Annotated in this window: 13 protein-coding genes; 1 reads left to right on the top strand and 12 read right to left on the bottom strand. The window is 57.2% G+C overall.

Translation table 11 applies throughout. The features are described from left to right. Window positions 1–22: 22 nt before the first annotated feature. From rfbB to ACTHQV_RS17180, 12 genes are all read right to left on the bottom strand, one after another. Window positions 23–1,072, bottom strand: a complete 1,050-nt coding sequence (gene rfbB, locus ACTHQV_RS17125) for a dTDP-glucose 4,6-dehydratase (RefSeq protein WP_440491953.1) — start codon at window positions 1,070–1,072, stop codon at window positions 23–25. Between the two features lie 14 nt (window positions 1,073–1,086). Further along, the gene (gene rfbC / locus ACTHQV_RS17130; RefSeq protein ID WP_440491954.1) at window positions 1,087–1,659 is read right to left on the bottom strand and encodes a dTDP-4-dehydrorhamnose 3,5-epimerase; all 573 of its coding nucleotides are present in this window, start codon (window positions 1,657–1,659) and stop codon (window positions 1,087–1,089) included. A gap of 73 nt (window positions 1,660–1,732) precedes the next feature. After that, a complete protein-coding gene (locus tag ACTHQV_RS17135; RefSeq protein WP_440491955.1) occupies window positions 1,733–3,283 on the bottom strand; it encodes a right-handed parallel beta-helix repeat-containing protein in 1,551 nt (516 codons plus the stop codon). A 59-nt stretch (window positions 3,284–3,342) separates the two neighbouring features. Next, window positions 3,343–4,293, bottom strand: a complete 951-nt coding sequence (locus ACTHQV_RS17140) for an NAD-dependent epimerase/dehydratase family protein (RefSeq protein ID WP_440491956.1) — start codon at window positions 4,291–4,293, stop codon at window positions 3,343–3,345. Beyond that, window positions 4,293–5,300, bottom strand: coding sequence for a GDP-mannose 4,6-dehydratase (locus ACTHQV_RS17145; RefSeq protein WP_440491957.1), 1,008 nt, complete (start codon window positions 5,298–5,300; stop codon window positions 4,293–4,295). Before ACTHQV_RS17145 ends, ACTHQV_RS17140 begins: the two co-directional genes overlap by 1 nt. Window positions 5,301–5,336: 36 nt before the next feature. Next, window positions 5,337–6,188 (bottom strand): hypothetical protein, encoded by an 852-nt coding sequence (locus tag ACTHQV_RS17150; RefSeq protein WP_440491958.1) that lies wholly within the window; start codon window positions 6,186–6,188, stop codon window positions 5,337–5,339. Then, complete coding sequence (locus tag ACTHQV_RS17155; protein WP_440491959.1) at window positions 6,181–7,149, bottom strand: hypothetical protein; 969 nt, start codon at window positions 7,147–7,149, stop codon at window positions 6,181–6,183. Before ACTHQV_RS17155 ends, ACTHQV_RS17150 begins: the two co-directional genes overlap by 8 nt. Next, window positions 7,146–8,276, bottom strand: a complete 1,131-nt coding sequence (locus ACTHQV_RS17160) for a hypothetical protein (RefSeq protein WP_440491960.1) — start codon at window positions 8,274–8,276, stop codon at window positions 7,146–7,148. Before ACTHQV_RS17160 ends, ACTHQV_RS17155 begins: the two co-directional genes overlap by 4 nt. Continuing rightward, window positions 8,273–9,430: a glycosyltransferase family 4 protein gene (locus tag ACTHQV_RS17165; protein ID WP_440491961.1), complete on the bottom strand. Its 1,158-nt coding sequence runs from the start codon at window positions 9,428–9,430 to the stop codon at window positions 8,273–8,275. The genes ACTHQV_RS17160 and ACTHQV_RS17165 overlap by 4 nt, the downstream gene beginning before the upstream one ends. Before the next feature lie 176 nt (window positions 9,431–9,606). Next, window positions 9,607–10,344 (bottom strand): class I SAM-dependent methyltransferase, encoded by a 738-nt coding sequence (locus ACTHQV_RS17170; protein ID WP_440491962.1) that lies wholly within the window; start codon window positions 10,342–10,344, stop codon window positions 9,607–9,609. Beyond that, window positions 10,341–11,684, bottom strand: coding sequence for a hypothetical protein (locus ACTHQV_RS17175; protein ID WP_440491963.1), 1,344 nt, complete (start codon window positions 11,682–11,684; stop codon window positions 10,341–10,343). Before ACTHQV_RS17175 ends, ACTHQV_RS17170 begins: the two co-directional genes overlap by 4 nt. 341 nt (window positions 11,685–12,025) lie before the next feature. Further along, a complete protein-coding gene (locus ACTHQV_RS17180; protein WP_440491964.1) occupies window positions 12,026–13,024 on the bottom strand; it encodes a sugar transferase in 999 nt (332 codons plus the stop codon). 577 nt (window positions 13,025–13,601) lie between these two features. Between ACTHQV_RS17180 and ACTHQV_RS17185 the strand changes: the two genes are divergently transcribed. Beyond that, on the top strand, window positions 13,602–14,915 hold the full coding sequence (locus ACTHQV_RS17185) for an O-antigen ligase family protein (RefSeq protein WP_440491965.1): 1,314 nt from the start codon (window positions 13,602–13,604) through the stop codon (window positions 14,913–14,915). Window positions 14,916–14,918: the final 3 nt, after the last annotated feature.

The raw sequence follows: 14,918 nt of genomic DNA on the forward strand, positions 1-14,918 counted from the left end.
ATGTCGACAGGTCGACGCGGCATCACGCGACCCCGCGCCGCTCGGCGGCCTTGGCGGCGACCAGCGGACGCCACCAATCCTCGTTCGCGAGATACCATTCGACCGTCTTGCGGATGCCGGTCTCGAAGGTTTCGGCGGGCGTCCAGCCCAGTTCGGCCCCGATGCGCGATGCGTCGATCGCATAGCGCTTGTCGTGGCCGGGGCGGTCGGCGACCTCGGTCATCTGCTCGGCGTACGGCTTGCCGTCGGCGCGGGGCCTGAGTTCGTCGAGGATCGCGCAGAGCGTCCGCACCACCTCGATATTCTGCCGCTCGTTATGGCCGCCGACATTGTACGTCCGGCCGGGCTCGCCGCGTTCGAACACCGCCTGCAACGCGCGGACATGGTCCTCGACATACAGCCAGTCGCGGACCTGGTCGCCCTTGCCGTAAATGGGAAGCGGCTCGCCATCCAATGCCTTGGCGATCATCAGCGGGATCAGCTTTTCGGGGAAATGATAGGGCCCGTAATTGTTCGAGCAGTTGGTGATGAGCACCGGCAGGCCGAAAGTATGGCCCCAGGCGCTGACCAGATGGTCGCTGCCCGCCTTCGACGCCGAATAGGGCGAGCGAGGGTCATAAGGCGTGTCTTCGGTGAACAGGCCGGTATCGCCGAGCGTGCCGTACACCTCGTCGGTCGAGATATGATGGAAGCGGAACGCCTTGCGCGCCTCCTCGTCGAGGCTCAGCCAATAGACGCGCGCCTCGGCCAGCATCGTGTAGGTGCCGACGACATTGGTCTGCACGAACGCGCCCGGCCCGTCGATCGAGCGGTCGACATGGCTCTCGGCGGCGAGGTGGGTAATGACGTTGGGCCGAAAATCGGCGATCGCGGCGCGGACCGCTTTGGCATCGCAGATGTCGCCGTGAACGAACTGGTACCGATCGCTGTCCGCCACCCGCTCGACCGTCGACAGCGTGCCGGCATAGGTCAGCTTGTCGAAGTTCAGGACGTCGTGGGTCGTATGCTCGATCAGATGGCGGACCAAGGCCGAGCCGATGAAGCCGGCTCCGCCGGTGACGAAGATGCGCATGGGATCGGTCCTTATCAGGAAAGCGGGGCCAGCGGACGCCCGTCATAGGCGAACGGGCTGTCGAAATCGGCGAGCGTAGGTTGGCGGCCGTCCTTGGGGCTCAGTTCGGGCGTGACGTCGGCGGGGATCGGCCAATCGATGCCGACGCTGTCCCACGCGATCCCACCGTCATGGTCGGGGGCGTAGGTGTCCGAGCATTTGTAGGTGACTTCGCAATCGGCCTCGAGCGTCACGAAGCCATGCGCGAAGCCGATGGGGATGAAGAGCTGATGGCCGTTTTCGGCGCTGAGTTCCGCGCCGACCCATTGGCCATAGGTCGGCGATCCCTTGCGGACGTCCACCGCGACATCGAAGATGAGGCCCCGGATGCAGCGCACGAGCTTGTCTTGCCCGCGCGGCGGCGTCTGAAAATGTAGCCCGCGCAGGGTGAAGGCCGGAGCGGAGTAGGAGTGGTTGTCCTGCACGAAGGTGCAGTCGATGCCAAGTGCGGCGAAAGCCGGCACCGAATGGACCTCGGTGAACCAGCCACGGGCGTCGCCGTGGCGTTTGGGGCGGATGAGTTGGGGGAGGGGGAGGTGCGCGAACATACCGGCTCAACTACCGGTGCGGGTACCAACTGGCAATGCCGCTCCTTCGCAACCGAACTACGAATATCTACTCCTATTCTACACTTGTTCCTGTGCCGCTCATTAGGGTCGAACGATTAGGAATTTCATTCTGATGGATCACAATTTTACGATACTGTGATTTTCTACCTAAAAACGTTATGAATGTTTCGGTGTCGATATCGGAAGAATTGTTTGTAACACTCAGATATGAAAATGTATCCGGTGTTTCTCCAGTAACAGGAGCAACAATAACTGGATATCTTATTCCTATAAAAAAGTTACCATTTATGTGTACAGCGTCAATTTTCGATATATGCGGCGGGTTTGTATTTTTCTCGCCAAATTCGAATCTTATTCCAGAAGATTTGTAGCCAAATATAGTATTACTAAAAATATTTATATTGCTAACATCACCATCGAAGACGGATTTTCCATAGATGCTGCGTCTGGATTGGATCGTAATGGCACTAGATTCGTTGGTGTCAGCGAGATGCGTAATATATATTTTGTTAAGGTATATTTCGGTGTCTGATACATTATCTAACCGAACATTGCCCGTTAGATTTGAGTAATGAGGCTCTAGAAAATTATCAGAGATTATAATTTTTCTCATCGAAGATATCCATATATTGACATAGCAGTCTTCTATATGATTTCTTTCAATATTTATAAATGACGGAAAACTAGTATTGAAAGGTCCGCATGCAATACCAGTCTGAGCCTTGTTAAATATTCTACTATTATTAAAACTTGGATGATTTCCCCGAATATGGTTACCGATAATGTGTACTTGACTGGAGTATAGACCTTCGGGATTGCTGATACGATCAAAATCCATTAGCAAGGCTATTCCCGTATCGCCAAAGTTATTCCGGGAAAATTGTGTTCCGATATTATTATTTCGCAAAGTTATTCGACGCCCACTGCCTTGTAAAGCGTCGCCAAGTCTGCAATCAAAGATAGTGCAATTTTCTACAAGAATATCGGTTGTATCGAGATAGCTATTACCCCAGCGAACACCAGATCCACCAATACCGTGGATTATCAGCCGTCGCAGGATGACATTACCGGTCCGATAGAACTCGATTGCGAATTGATCCGCTCCTCCCGTAGCTAAATCACCGCCGTCAATTTCAAAATTTTCGAGAATGATGTTTCGGTTACGTATTGATGATGTACGGGTGCTGGTATCCCTGATGATGGATCGATTGGTGGGTCCGGTCCAAACAATCCGTGCATTGTTAATGCCGCGAACATGCGTATTGCCAGATACATATAGAGTATCAGCGACCGAATAAGTCCGATCGAGAGTAATTATACCTCCTTTGTTGAGCATGGATTGTAGCGTCCGATGATCGTCAGGGGGCGTATCCGCAACCAACGCACGCTCTTTGGGTGTTTCCGCACGACAGGCAGAAATGCCAACCAATCCTGTGCCGGACAGCAATGGTATCGTCAGCGAATGAAGGCTAGTTCCCAAAATAGATCGACGCGAAACAACGGGGTATCGGAACATAGGCACGATCCGTTTGACACTATCCGAAGAATCATTGGCGATTGATCGTGCGACCATCCAATGGGTGGTATTTATCTTGCCGCGCATATCCGTACGATGCAGATGCAATTTGCGGAAGCGGTGATCGGGGACGGCTTTCGGCCCAGTCATTCCTTACGTCGATGCGTGCGACAATCTGCGAGGACGTCTGCAACCGTCTGCTCCAGTGTAATCAACGGTGCCCATGCGACTTCGTTTCGAATTGCATCGCTCGCGATTGACGTCCTGAAAACTTCGCTTTCGCGCATCCGTGCTGGATCCTGTTCGACGGTAACCCCTTTTGTGGTCAACGTCAGTAGGATCTCGAGCAGGCGTCCTATCGGAACGGGGCAACCCGAAGCGATGTTAAATACTGTCTTCCTTGCCATAACGGGCGCTGCAAGAACGCGGAGATAGGCATCAACGACATCATGTACGTCTAGGAAGTCCCGTTCCGCGGTCAGCGATCCGACCCGGATTACCGGCGGGATCGTGCCCGCCTCAATGCAGGCAATCTGTTTTGCGAATGCGGGCAGCACAAAACGCGTATCTTGTCCCGCGCCACTATGGTTCGCAGGTCGGAAAAGGATCAATCGGTTGTTTTCGCCAAGGATATCCGACAGTGCATCTTCGGCCGCCCGCTTCGACCGGGCATAGGGCGACATTGGGAGCGGCGGAGTTTCTTCGGTCACAGTGCCATGGTTGAATGCCGCGCCATAGACCTCGCTGCTACTGGCAAAAGCGAAAACGCATTCAGGACTGACAGTAGCGACGGCTTGCGCCAAGTTGACGGTGCCGCCAACGTTGACGCGCCATGTATCAGCCGCCTTGCCAGCGGACTGGCCGACCGAGGATTGCGCTGCCAAGTGGACGACCAGATCGGGACGCACCCGTTCGATCAGGTCGTGCACACCGATCGGATCGAGTAGATCTACAGGCGCGGACCCCGTGCGATCCATAAAATGCAGTGTTGCATCGTCGGCCATTCGTGAGCGCAAGGCAGGGACCAAATACCGGCCGACGAAGCCACCGGCACCTGTCAGCAAGATCGATCGATAGGCGAGAGGTGCCTGCATCATCAGAGCGCAGGCGAGCGCGGGATATAGGCGATCGGATCCTGAAGCCGGCGAAGATCGGCGTCGACCATCTCACAGATCATGTCCTCGAGCGAAGTTTCGGCTTCCCAGCCAAGCCTGTCGCGCGCCTTGCCAGCATCGCCCAGTAGCACGTCGACTTCGGCCGGGCGGAACAGTTCCGGGTCGATGACGATATGCTGGTCCATATCAATTCCGGCGTGTTCGCAAGCGATCCGGCACATATCACGGACCGTCGTCGTGCGACCGGTGGCCACGACATAATCATCGGCTTGATCCTGCTGCAGCATCATCCACATCGCCTTGACGTAATCGCGCGCATGGCCCCAGTCACGTTTGGCGTCGATATTGCCGAGACGCAGCTCGTTCGTCAGGCCCAGCTTGATGCGTGCCACACCATCGGTAACCTTACGCGTGACGAACTCGCGGCCACGCAGCGGACTCTCGTGGTTGAACAGTATCCCCGACGATGCGTGCATTCCGAAGCTCTCGCGGTAATTGACCGTGATCCAGTGGCCGTACAATTTTGCAACTGCATAGGGTGAACGCGGATAGAAGGGCGTCTTCTCACTCTGCATATCCTGCTGGATCAGGCCGTACATTTCGGATGACGATGCCTGGTAGAAGCGGGTGTCCGGCTTGATTAGCCGCAGCGCCTCCAGCGCATGGGTGACGCCAAGTGCCGTTACCTGCGTGGTCAGGATTGGCTGCTGCCACGACGTCGCAACGAAAGATTGCGCTGCTAGATTGTAGAACTCGTCGGGCTTTACTTGATCAATGAGCCGCGCCAGCGAGGCCATGTCGACCAGGTTGGCATCGTGCAGTACCACGTCGTCCAGGACGCCCAGCCAAACCAACCGATGGTCCGCGACGCCACCATGTGATGAACGTCGGACCGCACCGTGCACCTCATATCCTTGCGCCAGCAAATGCTGCGCCAGATACGCCCCGTCCTGCCCGGTAATCCCGGTGATAAGTGCACGCTTCGTCATGGCCGATCGTTTCCTAATTCCGATTAAAGTAAATTTTTAGTTTTTGTAACGGATGCTGGCGACGGTCTGCTGGTTGATCCGGTCGCGCTCCGCATCCAGCACCCAGCCCCATTTCCCGAAATATTGCGTCAGGCTGGTCAGAGCATAGACCCATTGCCGCAAACTGCGTCGTTTGAGGCTGCGATATTCGTGCGTGATTGACACGTCTGGGTAGAAGAGTGTCTCCGCCACCATATGGAGCCGACGTGATAGGTCCAAATCCTCAGCATACAGAAAGAAGCGCGGATCGAACCCCTCGACCTTGTCCAAATCGGTGCGGCGTATGAACATGAAGCAACCTGACAGGAACGGGAAGCTGGCGATCTCGTCGTAACTCCAGTCATGCAGTTCGTAACGGTCATTGAGCCGCTGCGCCCATTGCGTGCTGCCGAAAAACCGCCGCCCGATCAGCGTAATCGGATTCGGCAATAGTCGGCACAGATGCTGCAACTCGCCATCGGGATAACGGACCATCGGCATGACCAGCCCGGCGGTCGGGCGCGAGTCCATGAAGTCGACCAGTGCATCAATGACCGTGGTGTTGAACTCGATGTCGGAGTTGAGCACCAGATGATAGCGGCAGCGGCCACGTGACTGCGTGATGGCCAGATTGTGCGCGCGGCCATAGCCAAGGTTGCGGCCCGGCAACAGGCGTTCGACCATCAGCCCGTCGGGTAGTCGCAGTGCGTCGGGCAACGTCCCAGCATTGTCGACGATCGTTAGCGCTACCGTCACGCGTGCGTGCGCCAGCGTGGCGGCGAGCCGCTCGATCTCTTCGGCCGGTGTCTTGTAAGCGACGACCGAACACCAGACATCGACCACGCCATCGAGGCTCTTGCCATCAGGCAAAGAACGGACTCCTCTCAGGTGCGGCATGAGCCAAGCGGGGTGTCGTGGTGACCGCTGGCGGTCGTGTATCGGCAATGTAACGCATCAGGGTGATCGCATCGTCGAAGAAAGTGGCGTGTTCGCCGAAGAATTCGAGGAACACCGGCGAGCGCAGGAGGAACAGCGGCACGCCTAACGCAGCGGCGAGCCCCATCGGGCGGCCATAACCTTCCGCGCGCGCAGCACTGACCAGATAGTCGACCCCGTCGAAGAATGCGACCGGCCCGACGTCGTCGGACGGCATCACGGTCAGGTCGATTGCCGGGAAATCGGCCCGCAGTTCGCGGACATAACCATTATCTGCCCCGTATAGCAGGAACCGCACGTCGCCCACCAGCTCCAGCGCGATCGTCGCAGCGAAAATTTCGGCGTAATTCTTCTTGCGCGAGTCCGTGCCGACCAGCCCGATCCGCAGCGGCGTGCTCGGCTCGGCGGTACGCGTCCGGGTCTGCTGCAGATCGACGGCCGGGAAGGCGCTGTCGAAGAAGACTCGCTCCGCAGGGATGCCGCACCCGGCCAGAAACGGCATCGCCAGCGAGCGGTTGATGATCCCAACTCGGCAGCACGACGTCCGCGCCGCCAGCGTGAACAAGGCGCGCTTCAGCGCGCCCGCCCGTCCAGCGAACGGATAATCGTCGTAGAAAGCAATGGTCTGGTCAGGTACGAACGGCAACGGATGTGAGGTGAAGGTTACGACCTTCTCGCGGGACCGCCGCAACAATTTGGCGGTAACGATCTTCCGCACCGCGGCACCGCGCTCTGTCTCCGCAACGGCGGCATTAGGTAATTCCTTGCGGACCAGCGGTGCGAGCCGGGCGTTGACCAGTACAGTGATGGGCGTGTTACCCAACGTCTTGATTTTGTCGATTGCGTACCAGAACATGCCGTTGGAGGCGTTGAGATTGGCGAGATTGACGATCATCGCTCACCTCCAGCTACGCCGGGGAGCGATGACGGAAGCGACGCGTCGTTGACCTGCACTGATCTCAGGATTCGGCCGGCTTGGCGGAATATGTAGGAGAACACGACCACTACGAGCACGAGGTTCCAATAGGTCATTGGCGAATTCTTAATTGCCAGCAATGCAATGAAGGAACCGATTGGGAACTCCGTGGTGTCGAATAGCCGCTTGGTGAGAACAAAAACGATCGTCATGTATAGCGCGATGCACACGACCCCGAACCACCCGGCCCGGATAAATTCCGACATGATGAAGAAACCACCCATCGGTGGATAGGGCTGGTTGGTCAGCGCCTCGATATAGTTGCCCAAATATGTACTAGAATCAAATAGATCGGCGGGATAATCAAAGCGCTTGGCGATCACCGTCACTAGGGCGGTAGCAGGCGCGAACAGGGCCTGGATCGCGGGAATGGAGAAGTTCAGCCCGCCTTCGGGAAGCGATAGTACCTGAAAGACGCCCTGACTGCCCAGATAGCCTTCGCCACCGACTGCGAATGTGATCGAGTGGAGAAAACCGTAGTTCTGGTCGGAGCGTATTGCCGCTACCATCAACGCCGCTACCAGTGCCGGGATGATTGCTATCCAATTGAAATTGGCAAGCAGCACCAGCATTGCAATTAGGAAATAGGTGCGGGACTGATCGAAGAACATTAGTATCGCGGTGGCGAGCACATAGACCATTCGCTTCGCAACGCTCATCCGGTCCTGCCGGAGATTTATGACTATCACGAACCATAGGACTCGAAATACCGCCGAGATACTACCCTCGAACCCCTCGCGAACGTCGACCCAGGAATGCTCTCTGAGCCAGACACACCCGCCCGCGAACACAGCGATCACGATCATCGGATGGACAGGGATAGGTTCACGCGTTGAACTGATGTGGCGGGTGCCATAGCCGACGATGGCGACGATTACGCCGAGCATTAATGCTCCGGTGATATATTCGTGCAGCATGAAAGTCGGCCACGGCGGTACGCCGAACAATTCAGGATTAGCTGGAACCACGCCGTAGATCATCACCAGCGCGACGGTCAGCGTCACTGCCAGAACGTGTGCGGTCACGAACTTACGCGTCACGGTCACGGGCGCACCTGCTCGCCATCCGCCAAGAAAATCTCGGCATAGCGACGCGCGGTCTCCTGCCATCGGAACATTTCGGCTCCGCCGTTCACGAACCGCGCCGATGCCGGATTGGTCGCCAGGAAGGCCGCGATGTCCACTGCGGCCGCGTCAGGGTCCGTGAAGTCGACGAAACGGATACCTTCAATGAATTGCCCCAACTCTCGGAAGACCGGAATGTCCGCGGCGATGATCGGTGCCAGCCCGACCGCCTCGATGACGGGCAGTCCGAAACCTTCGTAATGTGAGGGCATGATAAATGCCCTGGCGCCCGCCATCTGCGCGGCCAGTTCGCCATCGCTCAGGAAGCCCAACAGATGGCAGGCGTCGTTGCACCTGATTGCGGCCAGCGTCGCCGAGGCGCCCCAACTATGCGCACCCGTCAGTCGTAGTGACAGTGTCGGGCACCGGACCTGCAGCCGCTCGAAGCAGCGGATGAGGCCGTCGATGTTCTTGCGCGGCTCGATCGAGCCGAGGGAGAAGAGATAGGGTGCGTCGGGCGTGGCGCCAGCTTGCCTCCCTCTGTCGCGGGCGGTCGCCAACTCGTCAGGGCTCAGGATGCGAACGCCCAGGTACACGACGTCGATGTCGCGTCGCTGCGGCTGAACTAGTGACAGTACGTCGTCCCGGGTCGCAACGCTGTCCGCAACGATCCGGTCGGCGCGATGAATCGACGGCTCGACCAGCCATTTCGAGATACGCCGGTTCCATGTTCCCATCGATTCCGGCATGATCCGGTGGACTAGGTCGTGAACGGTCAGGACACTGCGGAGGCCGGCGCGCCGCCCCGGCAGCACATGCGCGGGCCCCCATACCGTGTCCGCCCCTGCCCGCAGCGCGAGCGTGTTCAGCCGCGCCATCATCCACAGCGATCCCGGCATACGTCCCCAGGCGTCGTCGATAAAGGTTTCGATCGGCGGCAGCGCATGCCCGGGATGCAGAGGGCGATTACTGAAAAGGATCAGCTTCAGCTCGTCGTGGCCAGCCAGTTCGCGCAACGTCTCGGCCAGGAACCGCGGGACTCCCTTGCCTGTTTGCGACAGCGTTCGGGCATCAACCGCGACGACACGACGCTGCCGTCCCGTTGATGATGGATCAGTGCGAAAAACAGGCATCATCAGGCAAGCACGGGCCACGAATAGGCGGATATTTGCGTCATCGAGCTACCTGCTGTCCACAATTCCGGACGGATTACGAACGACGCTTCATCCCGTCGCCATGCACGCAATCGGCGATCATGGCAACCAGCGTCATGATTGCCTTGCCCTTGCCAAAACACCGCAGCGTAAAGGCGTCAACCTCGATCACTGGCACCTTCGACACGGTCATCGCGGCGTTCTGCGCAGACTGTCACGTTCATGTCGAGCGGGCGGTGCTCGCCGTAGAACAACGCGCCCAGTGTAATCTCGACAAGACGTCGACCGGCAAGAGTGACTGGCTTGACAATCGAGCGTAGCAGTCCCTCGCCGCGCCAACTCACCGCCGAATTCCATCCGCCGACCATCTCAAGCCCGGCGATACTGCAAGCTTGCGAAAAGGACGTGATAGACAGCAAGGTAAGGTGCGTGAGGTCTGCCGACTGGTTCATTGCGCCGAAAGGACTGGCGCCATTGGGGAAGCGCGCCAGCAGGCGTCCGCCAGGCTTGAGCACGGCGCGCACCTTGCGCAGCATATCGATGATGTCCGGCTTCTCGAGATGTTCGAACACGTCCATCGCGCACACTAGATCGAAGTGTCCTTTTGGTAAATCAGACACGTCACCGCTACGGATCGTGAGGCCGTGCCGTTCGAGCGCGGCATCATGTTCGTCCCGCCGTTCAATTCCCCAGCATTCATAGCCGAGCGATTGAAGATGGAGCAGGAAAGCGCCGGTGCCAAAGCCGATCTCCAGCACCCGCGCAGGCGGGGTGACGCCCGTGCGCGCCAGTTCAATATCAATCAGCCGGCGTTCCTGCTCCGAAGTGCTCCCGGACCAGCCTTTCCATTTGTCATAATCGCCGTAGACATCGTCGAGCCACGCTTCTTTATTCATAATAAACCCCTAGTGTCCCGGCGATAATAGCGCGAGAATATCACTACCGTCCAAGGCAAATTGAGGAGCAGTGTGACACAGGCATAGGCCAGTACCACCGCATCGCCGCCCAGCCGCGCTCCAACAATCGCCGCGAGTAATGTCACGCTGCCAATAACTAGCGAGGAAAGCACCAGCGGCTCCTCTTTATGAGCCCGCATGTACGCCGCCATTGCATAGATGATCGTGCCTAGAACGGCATTGACAGCCAGCAGCACAGTCGCCGGTACGGATGGAATTCGTCGAACTGGAAACATGCCTTCGTCACGGGCCACCGCAAGCACCACTACCACCGCGACCGCAACGACCACGGACACCCCGGTAGCACTCGCTGCGGCCCGCACGAACTGTGCCTTGAGCTCACGATGATCGCCGCGCGCGATGAACTGGCCGAAACGCGGCACGCGGGCGCTGATCCAACTCATCCCTAGCGCTTGCACCGCTCCAAAAGCTTGCAGTCCCAGACCGATCCGCCCGGCGGGTTCTGCACCTTGTAGCGCGAATACCACCGGTACAATCACCTGAGAGGCGAAGTATCCGCCTAGCCAAGCGATCGCGACCCGCCATTGCAGCCCAAGGATTTCGGCACGCCATGGCGCATGATTATGTCCGGTAGCCGGATAGGAGGGGATAGCTCGATAAGGATTGGTACGCCCGCGCAGCCAGGCCAAGGACACCAGATTGGCCGCGAACGGCACCATCATTGCGCTCCAGAGCCCAGCACCAGCAGCGAGCGCGATCACTAGTAGCATATAGCCCGCCATGCTTTGCACAAGGCGCACACCTGCCACCGTGCCGGTCCAACCGGCACCTTCCACAATCGCCAATCGTGGGCTCAGTATAAGGTTGATGCCAGTGGTAACGACCAGTGCGATCCATGGCCCTAGCCAATGTTCGTCAACTTTTTCCCCAAACAATGCAAAATAAGCTACGCCAACCAAGGTGACGATCATGACGAACGCTCCGCCTACCCAACGATACCAGCGTGTGACAGTCGCCTTTATATATGAGAGCTTGGCTATATGTGGCGTAAAGCCAGTGTCATTGATCCGGTTTAGATCGACATATGCGAATTCATGGCTCGAAATCTGCGCTATTGTTTGCGACAGGCCGAGATCAAAAAGTGCCTGCAACGCGACGATGCTTAAAAAAGTATAATAATATCCTTGGCTTTCTCCGTTCAGAAAGCGCGGAATGGCGATGATCGTGACGATACCAGCGAGGATCGTCCAGAGCCGGAAAAGCAGCACCTTCAGTACGTTACGATCAAGGTCGAGGCTGCGGCGAACGATCGTTAGCATGGTGCGGAAGAAGGCCTTATGAGCTAGGGGTGCTTGCCGCCGTCACAGCAGCGGCCTGCTAGCGCAGGTTTCCATAATGACGCAACAAGACGAGAAGCGAACTGCAACTCTTATTCTGCGCATCTCTATCTGTGACGTTTCGAATAGGCTCTAAATCAGGCTTTCCGCTTCGTTGCAAAGGACTGTGGCTACTCCCGAAATGGCAATGCCTTGTAAATCTCGCAGCGCCCGGCGGGGCTGCCGTTTTCGAGCGTCATGTCCGTCGCGTGAGCGATCGAAACCGCCAGGCACTGGAGAAGGATCGCTATATGCAGTGTGATTAAAGGCCGTCCCGCCGCCGCTCATCGTGCGCCGTGCCCACTCACCATCGTCCGCAGCGTCCGGACCGAAATGAGCACGTCGAGCCAGAACGATAGGTTCTTAACATAGTAGAAGTCGAGGTGAAGTTTCTCGCGTACGTCGGCTACGTCCGTCACGTGCCCTTGATTGATCTGGGCCCAGCCAGTGACGCCAGGTTTGATGAGGTGGCGATAATGGTAGAAGGGAATTTCCTTCTCGTACCATTGGCTTAAGGGGAGCGCCTCCGGTCGGGGGCCAATCAGGCTCATCTCGCCGCGAATGATGTTTACGAGTTGAGGCAGTTCGTCGAGCCGACTGCGGCGCAGAAACTGGCCTAGTCGCGTGATGCGCGGATCGCCGACCTGCGTCATCGCATTTTTCAGCGTTTGCCGGTCGGAGGCTGCGGAAACGGGCGCTTCGGCGCGCATCGTTCGCATCTTGTAGATGGTGAACGGCTTGCCGCGATATCCCATACGGTGCTGCTTGAAGATCGCCGGCCCCGGCGAATCAAGTTTCACCATTATTGCCGTTACCAGCATGATCGGGAGCAGTACCAAGAACAGGACCGTCGCCGCCAATATGTCTGCCGCCCCCTTCAGTTTCAGATAGACGTCGTTAGGGTTGATTGCGCCGAGTGTGTTTTCGGACAAATGCTCGATCTCTACCCGGCCCGACAGTTGCTCGACGACCTGCTTGAAATGATAGACTGGGATCGCGCACAGCACGTAATGCGTGATCTGCGTGTCCCAGAAATCGTCATGGTCGGCGCGCAGGTCGACGACAATTGCATCAACGACTATGTCGTCTGCCTTATCCTCGGGCTCCAGCAGAATCCAGTCGACATTGTCGAACGTCGGCAATCGCAGCGTTGCTGCGCTCGGCACCACGCCGACCCGCAATCGGCGGTGCAGCGCGATCTTCTGATGAATGTACAGGTACAGCGCCAATGACAGCAGATAGCTGCTCAAAAATTGCAGCCGGCTATAGTCGATCCGCATCATGAAGAAACTGACCGCTAGGACCGAAAAAGTCGTCGTAAGCGATATAAAGATGTAGCTGCCAGCGGCAATCCCAGGAAAAATATGTAGTCGTCTATATCCGAGTACCCCAAGGATTAGAGCAACAACGCCGCCAAGTGCAGTGTTGTATTGCGTTGCCTGTACAATCGGAATGCCGGTCGTAATTTGTCGGACTGCCATTGGCAGCAAAATGGCAACAATAATTCCAATGAGAATTATGTATCGAAGGCGAAGAAATGCTGTTTTTTTCTGATGCGGATGCGCCCTCTTCCGATTTGCAGCGGCGGTCGATACCAAGGGCGCGGCAGAGGACGAAATGCGAAGAGACATTGTTAATCTACGCTGAAGCTGGAGCGTTTGCTCCTCCTCGGTCGCCCGCTATCAAAGTAGCGTGTGCAATGCAACATTCGCTTGAAACGCAGCCTTTGCCAATCGGCGTCTCCGCGTAGTAGGGCCTGCATCGGTCGTGTAGGGAGTGTTCAGCGTAGTGTTCAATCAACGATCGCGGCCGGGGTCGCGGTTCGCCGCTAGCCCGGCATTCCTTATTCTGGGTGCATTGATGTTTGTGCTCTGGCTAGCCGGTGGAGGATCCCGACCTGATTTGTTGGGGCAAGTCGTCGTGCGCGTGGCGGCCTTTGCGTCATTGATCGTTGCGATTCTGATTGGGCTGAAGCCATCGCTGAAGGCGACATGGCCGGTCGGCACGATTTTGTTGATTACGCTGCTACTGCTGCTTGTGCAATTGGTGCCGCTTCCGCCGGCGTTATGGACGGCGTTGCCGGGCCGGAGTGAGGTTGCCTTCGCCCAAGTGCTGGACGGTGTTCCTCAACCGTGGCGACCGCTGGCCATTGTTCCCGGTGCCACGTCCAACGCGTTCTTTTCTATCTGTATACCATTTATTGTTTTGCTACTCGTTTCGAATATTACAGAAAAAGAGTATCAACGTTTAATGGATCTGCTTCTATTGTTAATCGCTGGTTCGATGTTTCTTGGTCTGCTGCAGTTTTCGGGGGCAGGCTATAATAATCTTTTTGTGAATGACACTCCTGGACAAGTCAGCGGAAATTTCGCTAACCGCAATCATTTCGCACTGTTCCTTTCTATCGGTTGCCTGATGGCGCCGGTCTGGACTTTTGCGGGAAGCCGGGGCGTCCGCAAGCGCGGACCAATCGCACTTGGATTGATATTGTTGTTCGCCCTCATGATCCTCGCAAGCGGCTCGCGCGCGGGCATTGTTACTGGTGTAATGGCCCTGATCCTGGGATCGGCATTTGCGCGTCATGGGCTGCGACAAGCATTTTCCCATCAGCCACGCTGGATTCTTCCGGTGCTGATAATCGGTACGCTTGCTGTCGCAACGGGTATCGTCATGGTGAGCATAGCAGCTGATCGCGCTATTTCCATCGATCGGGCGGTCGCGCTTGAAGCCGCTGGCGATATGCGCACACGTGGTCTTCCGGTCGTGCTTCACATGATTTCAATGTATTTCCCGGTTGGGGCGGGCGCGGGTGGTTTTGACCCGTTGTTTCGGATGCACGAACCGTTCTCGTTGTTGAAAATAACCTATTTCAACCATGCGCATAACGATTATCTGGAAATCGCCCTCGACACCGGACTTCCGGGCGTGTTCCTGCTTGCAGTCGCGATAGGATGGTGGCTGATCGCCAGCATACGGGCTTGGCGCTCTCGCGGTAACCGATTGCTCCAACGTCTGGGATCGGCGGTGCTGCTGTTGGTTTTCGTCGCCAGCGCGTTCGATTACCCGGCTCGCACTCCACTCATGATGGCGTTGGTCGTTATTGCCGCGACGTGGCTGGCAAAGGCGGAAACCGCATCGCGCTCAGCTTTACCCGGCAGTGACCAGCATCTATAGGCC

It is taken from the genome of Sphingomonas sp. SAFR-052 (assembly GCF_051965015.1).
Taxonomy (GTDB): Bacteria; Pseudomonadota; Alphaproteobacteria; order Sphingomonadales; family Sphingomonadaceae; genus Sphingomonas.

Coding starts and splice junctions, on each gene's coding strand:
- rfbB (WP_440491953.1), bottom strand. CDS start 1,072: ATGCGCATCTTCGTCACCGGCGGAGCCGGCTTCATCGGCTCGGCCTTG.
- rfbC (WP_440491954.1), bottom strand. CDS start 1,659: ATGTTCGCGCACCTCCCCCTCCCCCAACTCATCCGCCCCAAACGCCAC.
- ACTHQV_RS17135 (WP_440491955.1), bottom strand. CDS start 3,283: ATGCGCGGCAAGATAAATACCACCCATTGGATGGTCGCACGATCAATC.
- ACTHQV_RS17140 (WP_440491956.1), bottom strand. CDS start 4,293: ATGATGCAGGCACCTCTCGCCTATCGATCGATCTTGCTGACAGGTGCC.
- ACTHQV_RS17145 (WP_440491957.1), bottom strand. CDS start 5,300: ATGACGAAGCGTGCACTTATCACCGGGATTACCGGGCAGGACGGGGCG.
- ACTHQV_RS17155 (WP_440491959.1), bottom strand. CDS start 7,149: ATGATCGTCAATCTCGCCAATCTCAACGCCTCCAACGGCATGTTCTGG.
- ACTHQV_RS17165 (WP_440491961.1), bottom strand. CDS start 9,430: ATGATGCCTGTTTTTCGCACTGATCCATCATCAACGGGACGGCAGCGT.
- ACTHQV_RS17170 (WP_440491962.1), bottom strand. CDS start 10,344: ATGAATAAAGAAGCGTGGCTCGACGATGTCTACGGCGATTATGACAAA.
- ACTHQV_RS17175 (WP_440491963.1), bottom strand. CDS start 11,684: ATGCTAACGATCGTTCGCCGCAGCCTCGACCTTGATCGTAACGTACTG.
- ACTHQV_RS17180 (WP_440491964.1), bottom strand. CDS start 13,024: ATGATGCGGATCGACTATAGCCGGCTGCAATTTTTGAGCAGCTATCTG.
- ACTHQV_RS17185 (WP_440491965.1), top strand. CDS start 13,602: ATGTTTGTGCTCTGGCTAGCCGGTGGAGGATCCCGACCTGATTTGTTG.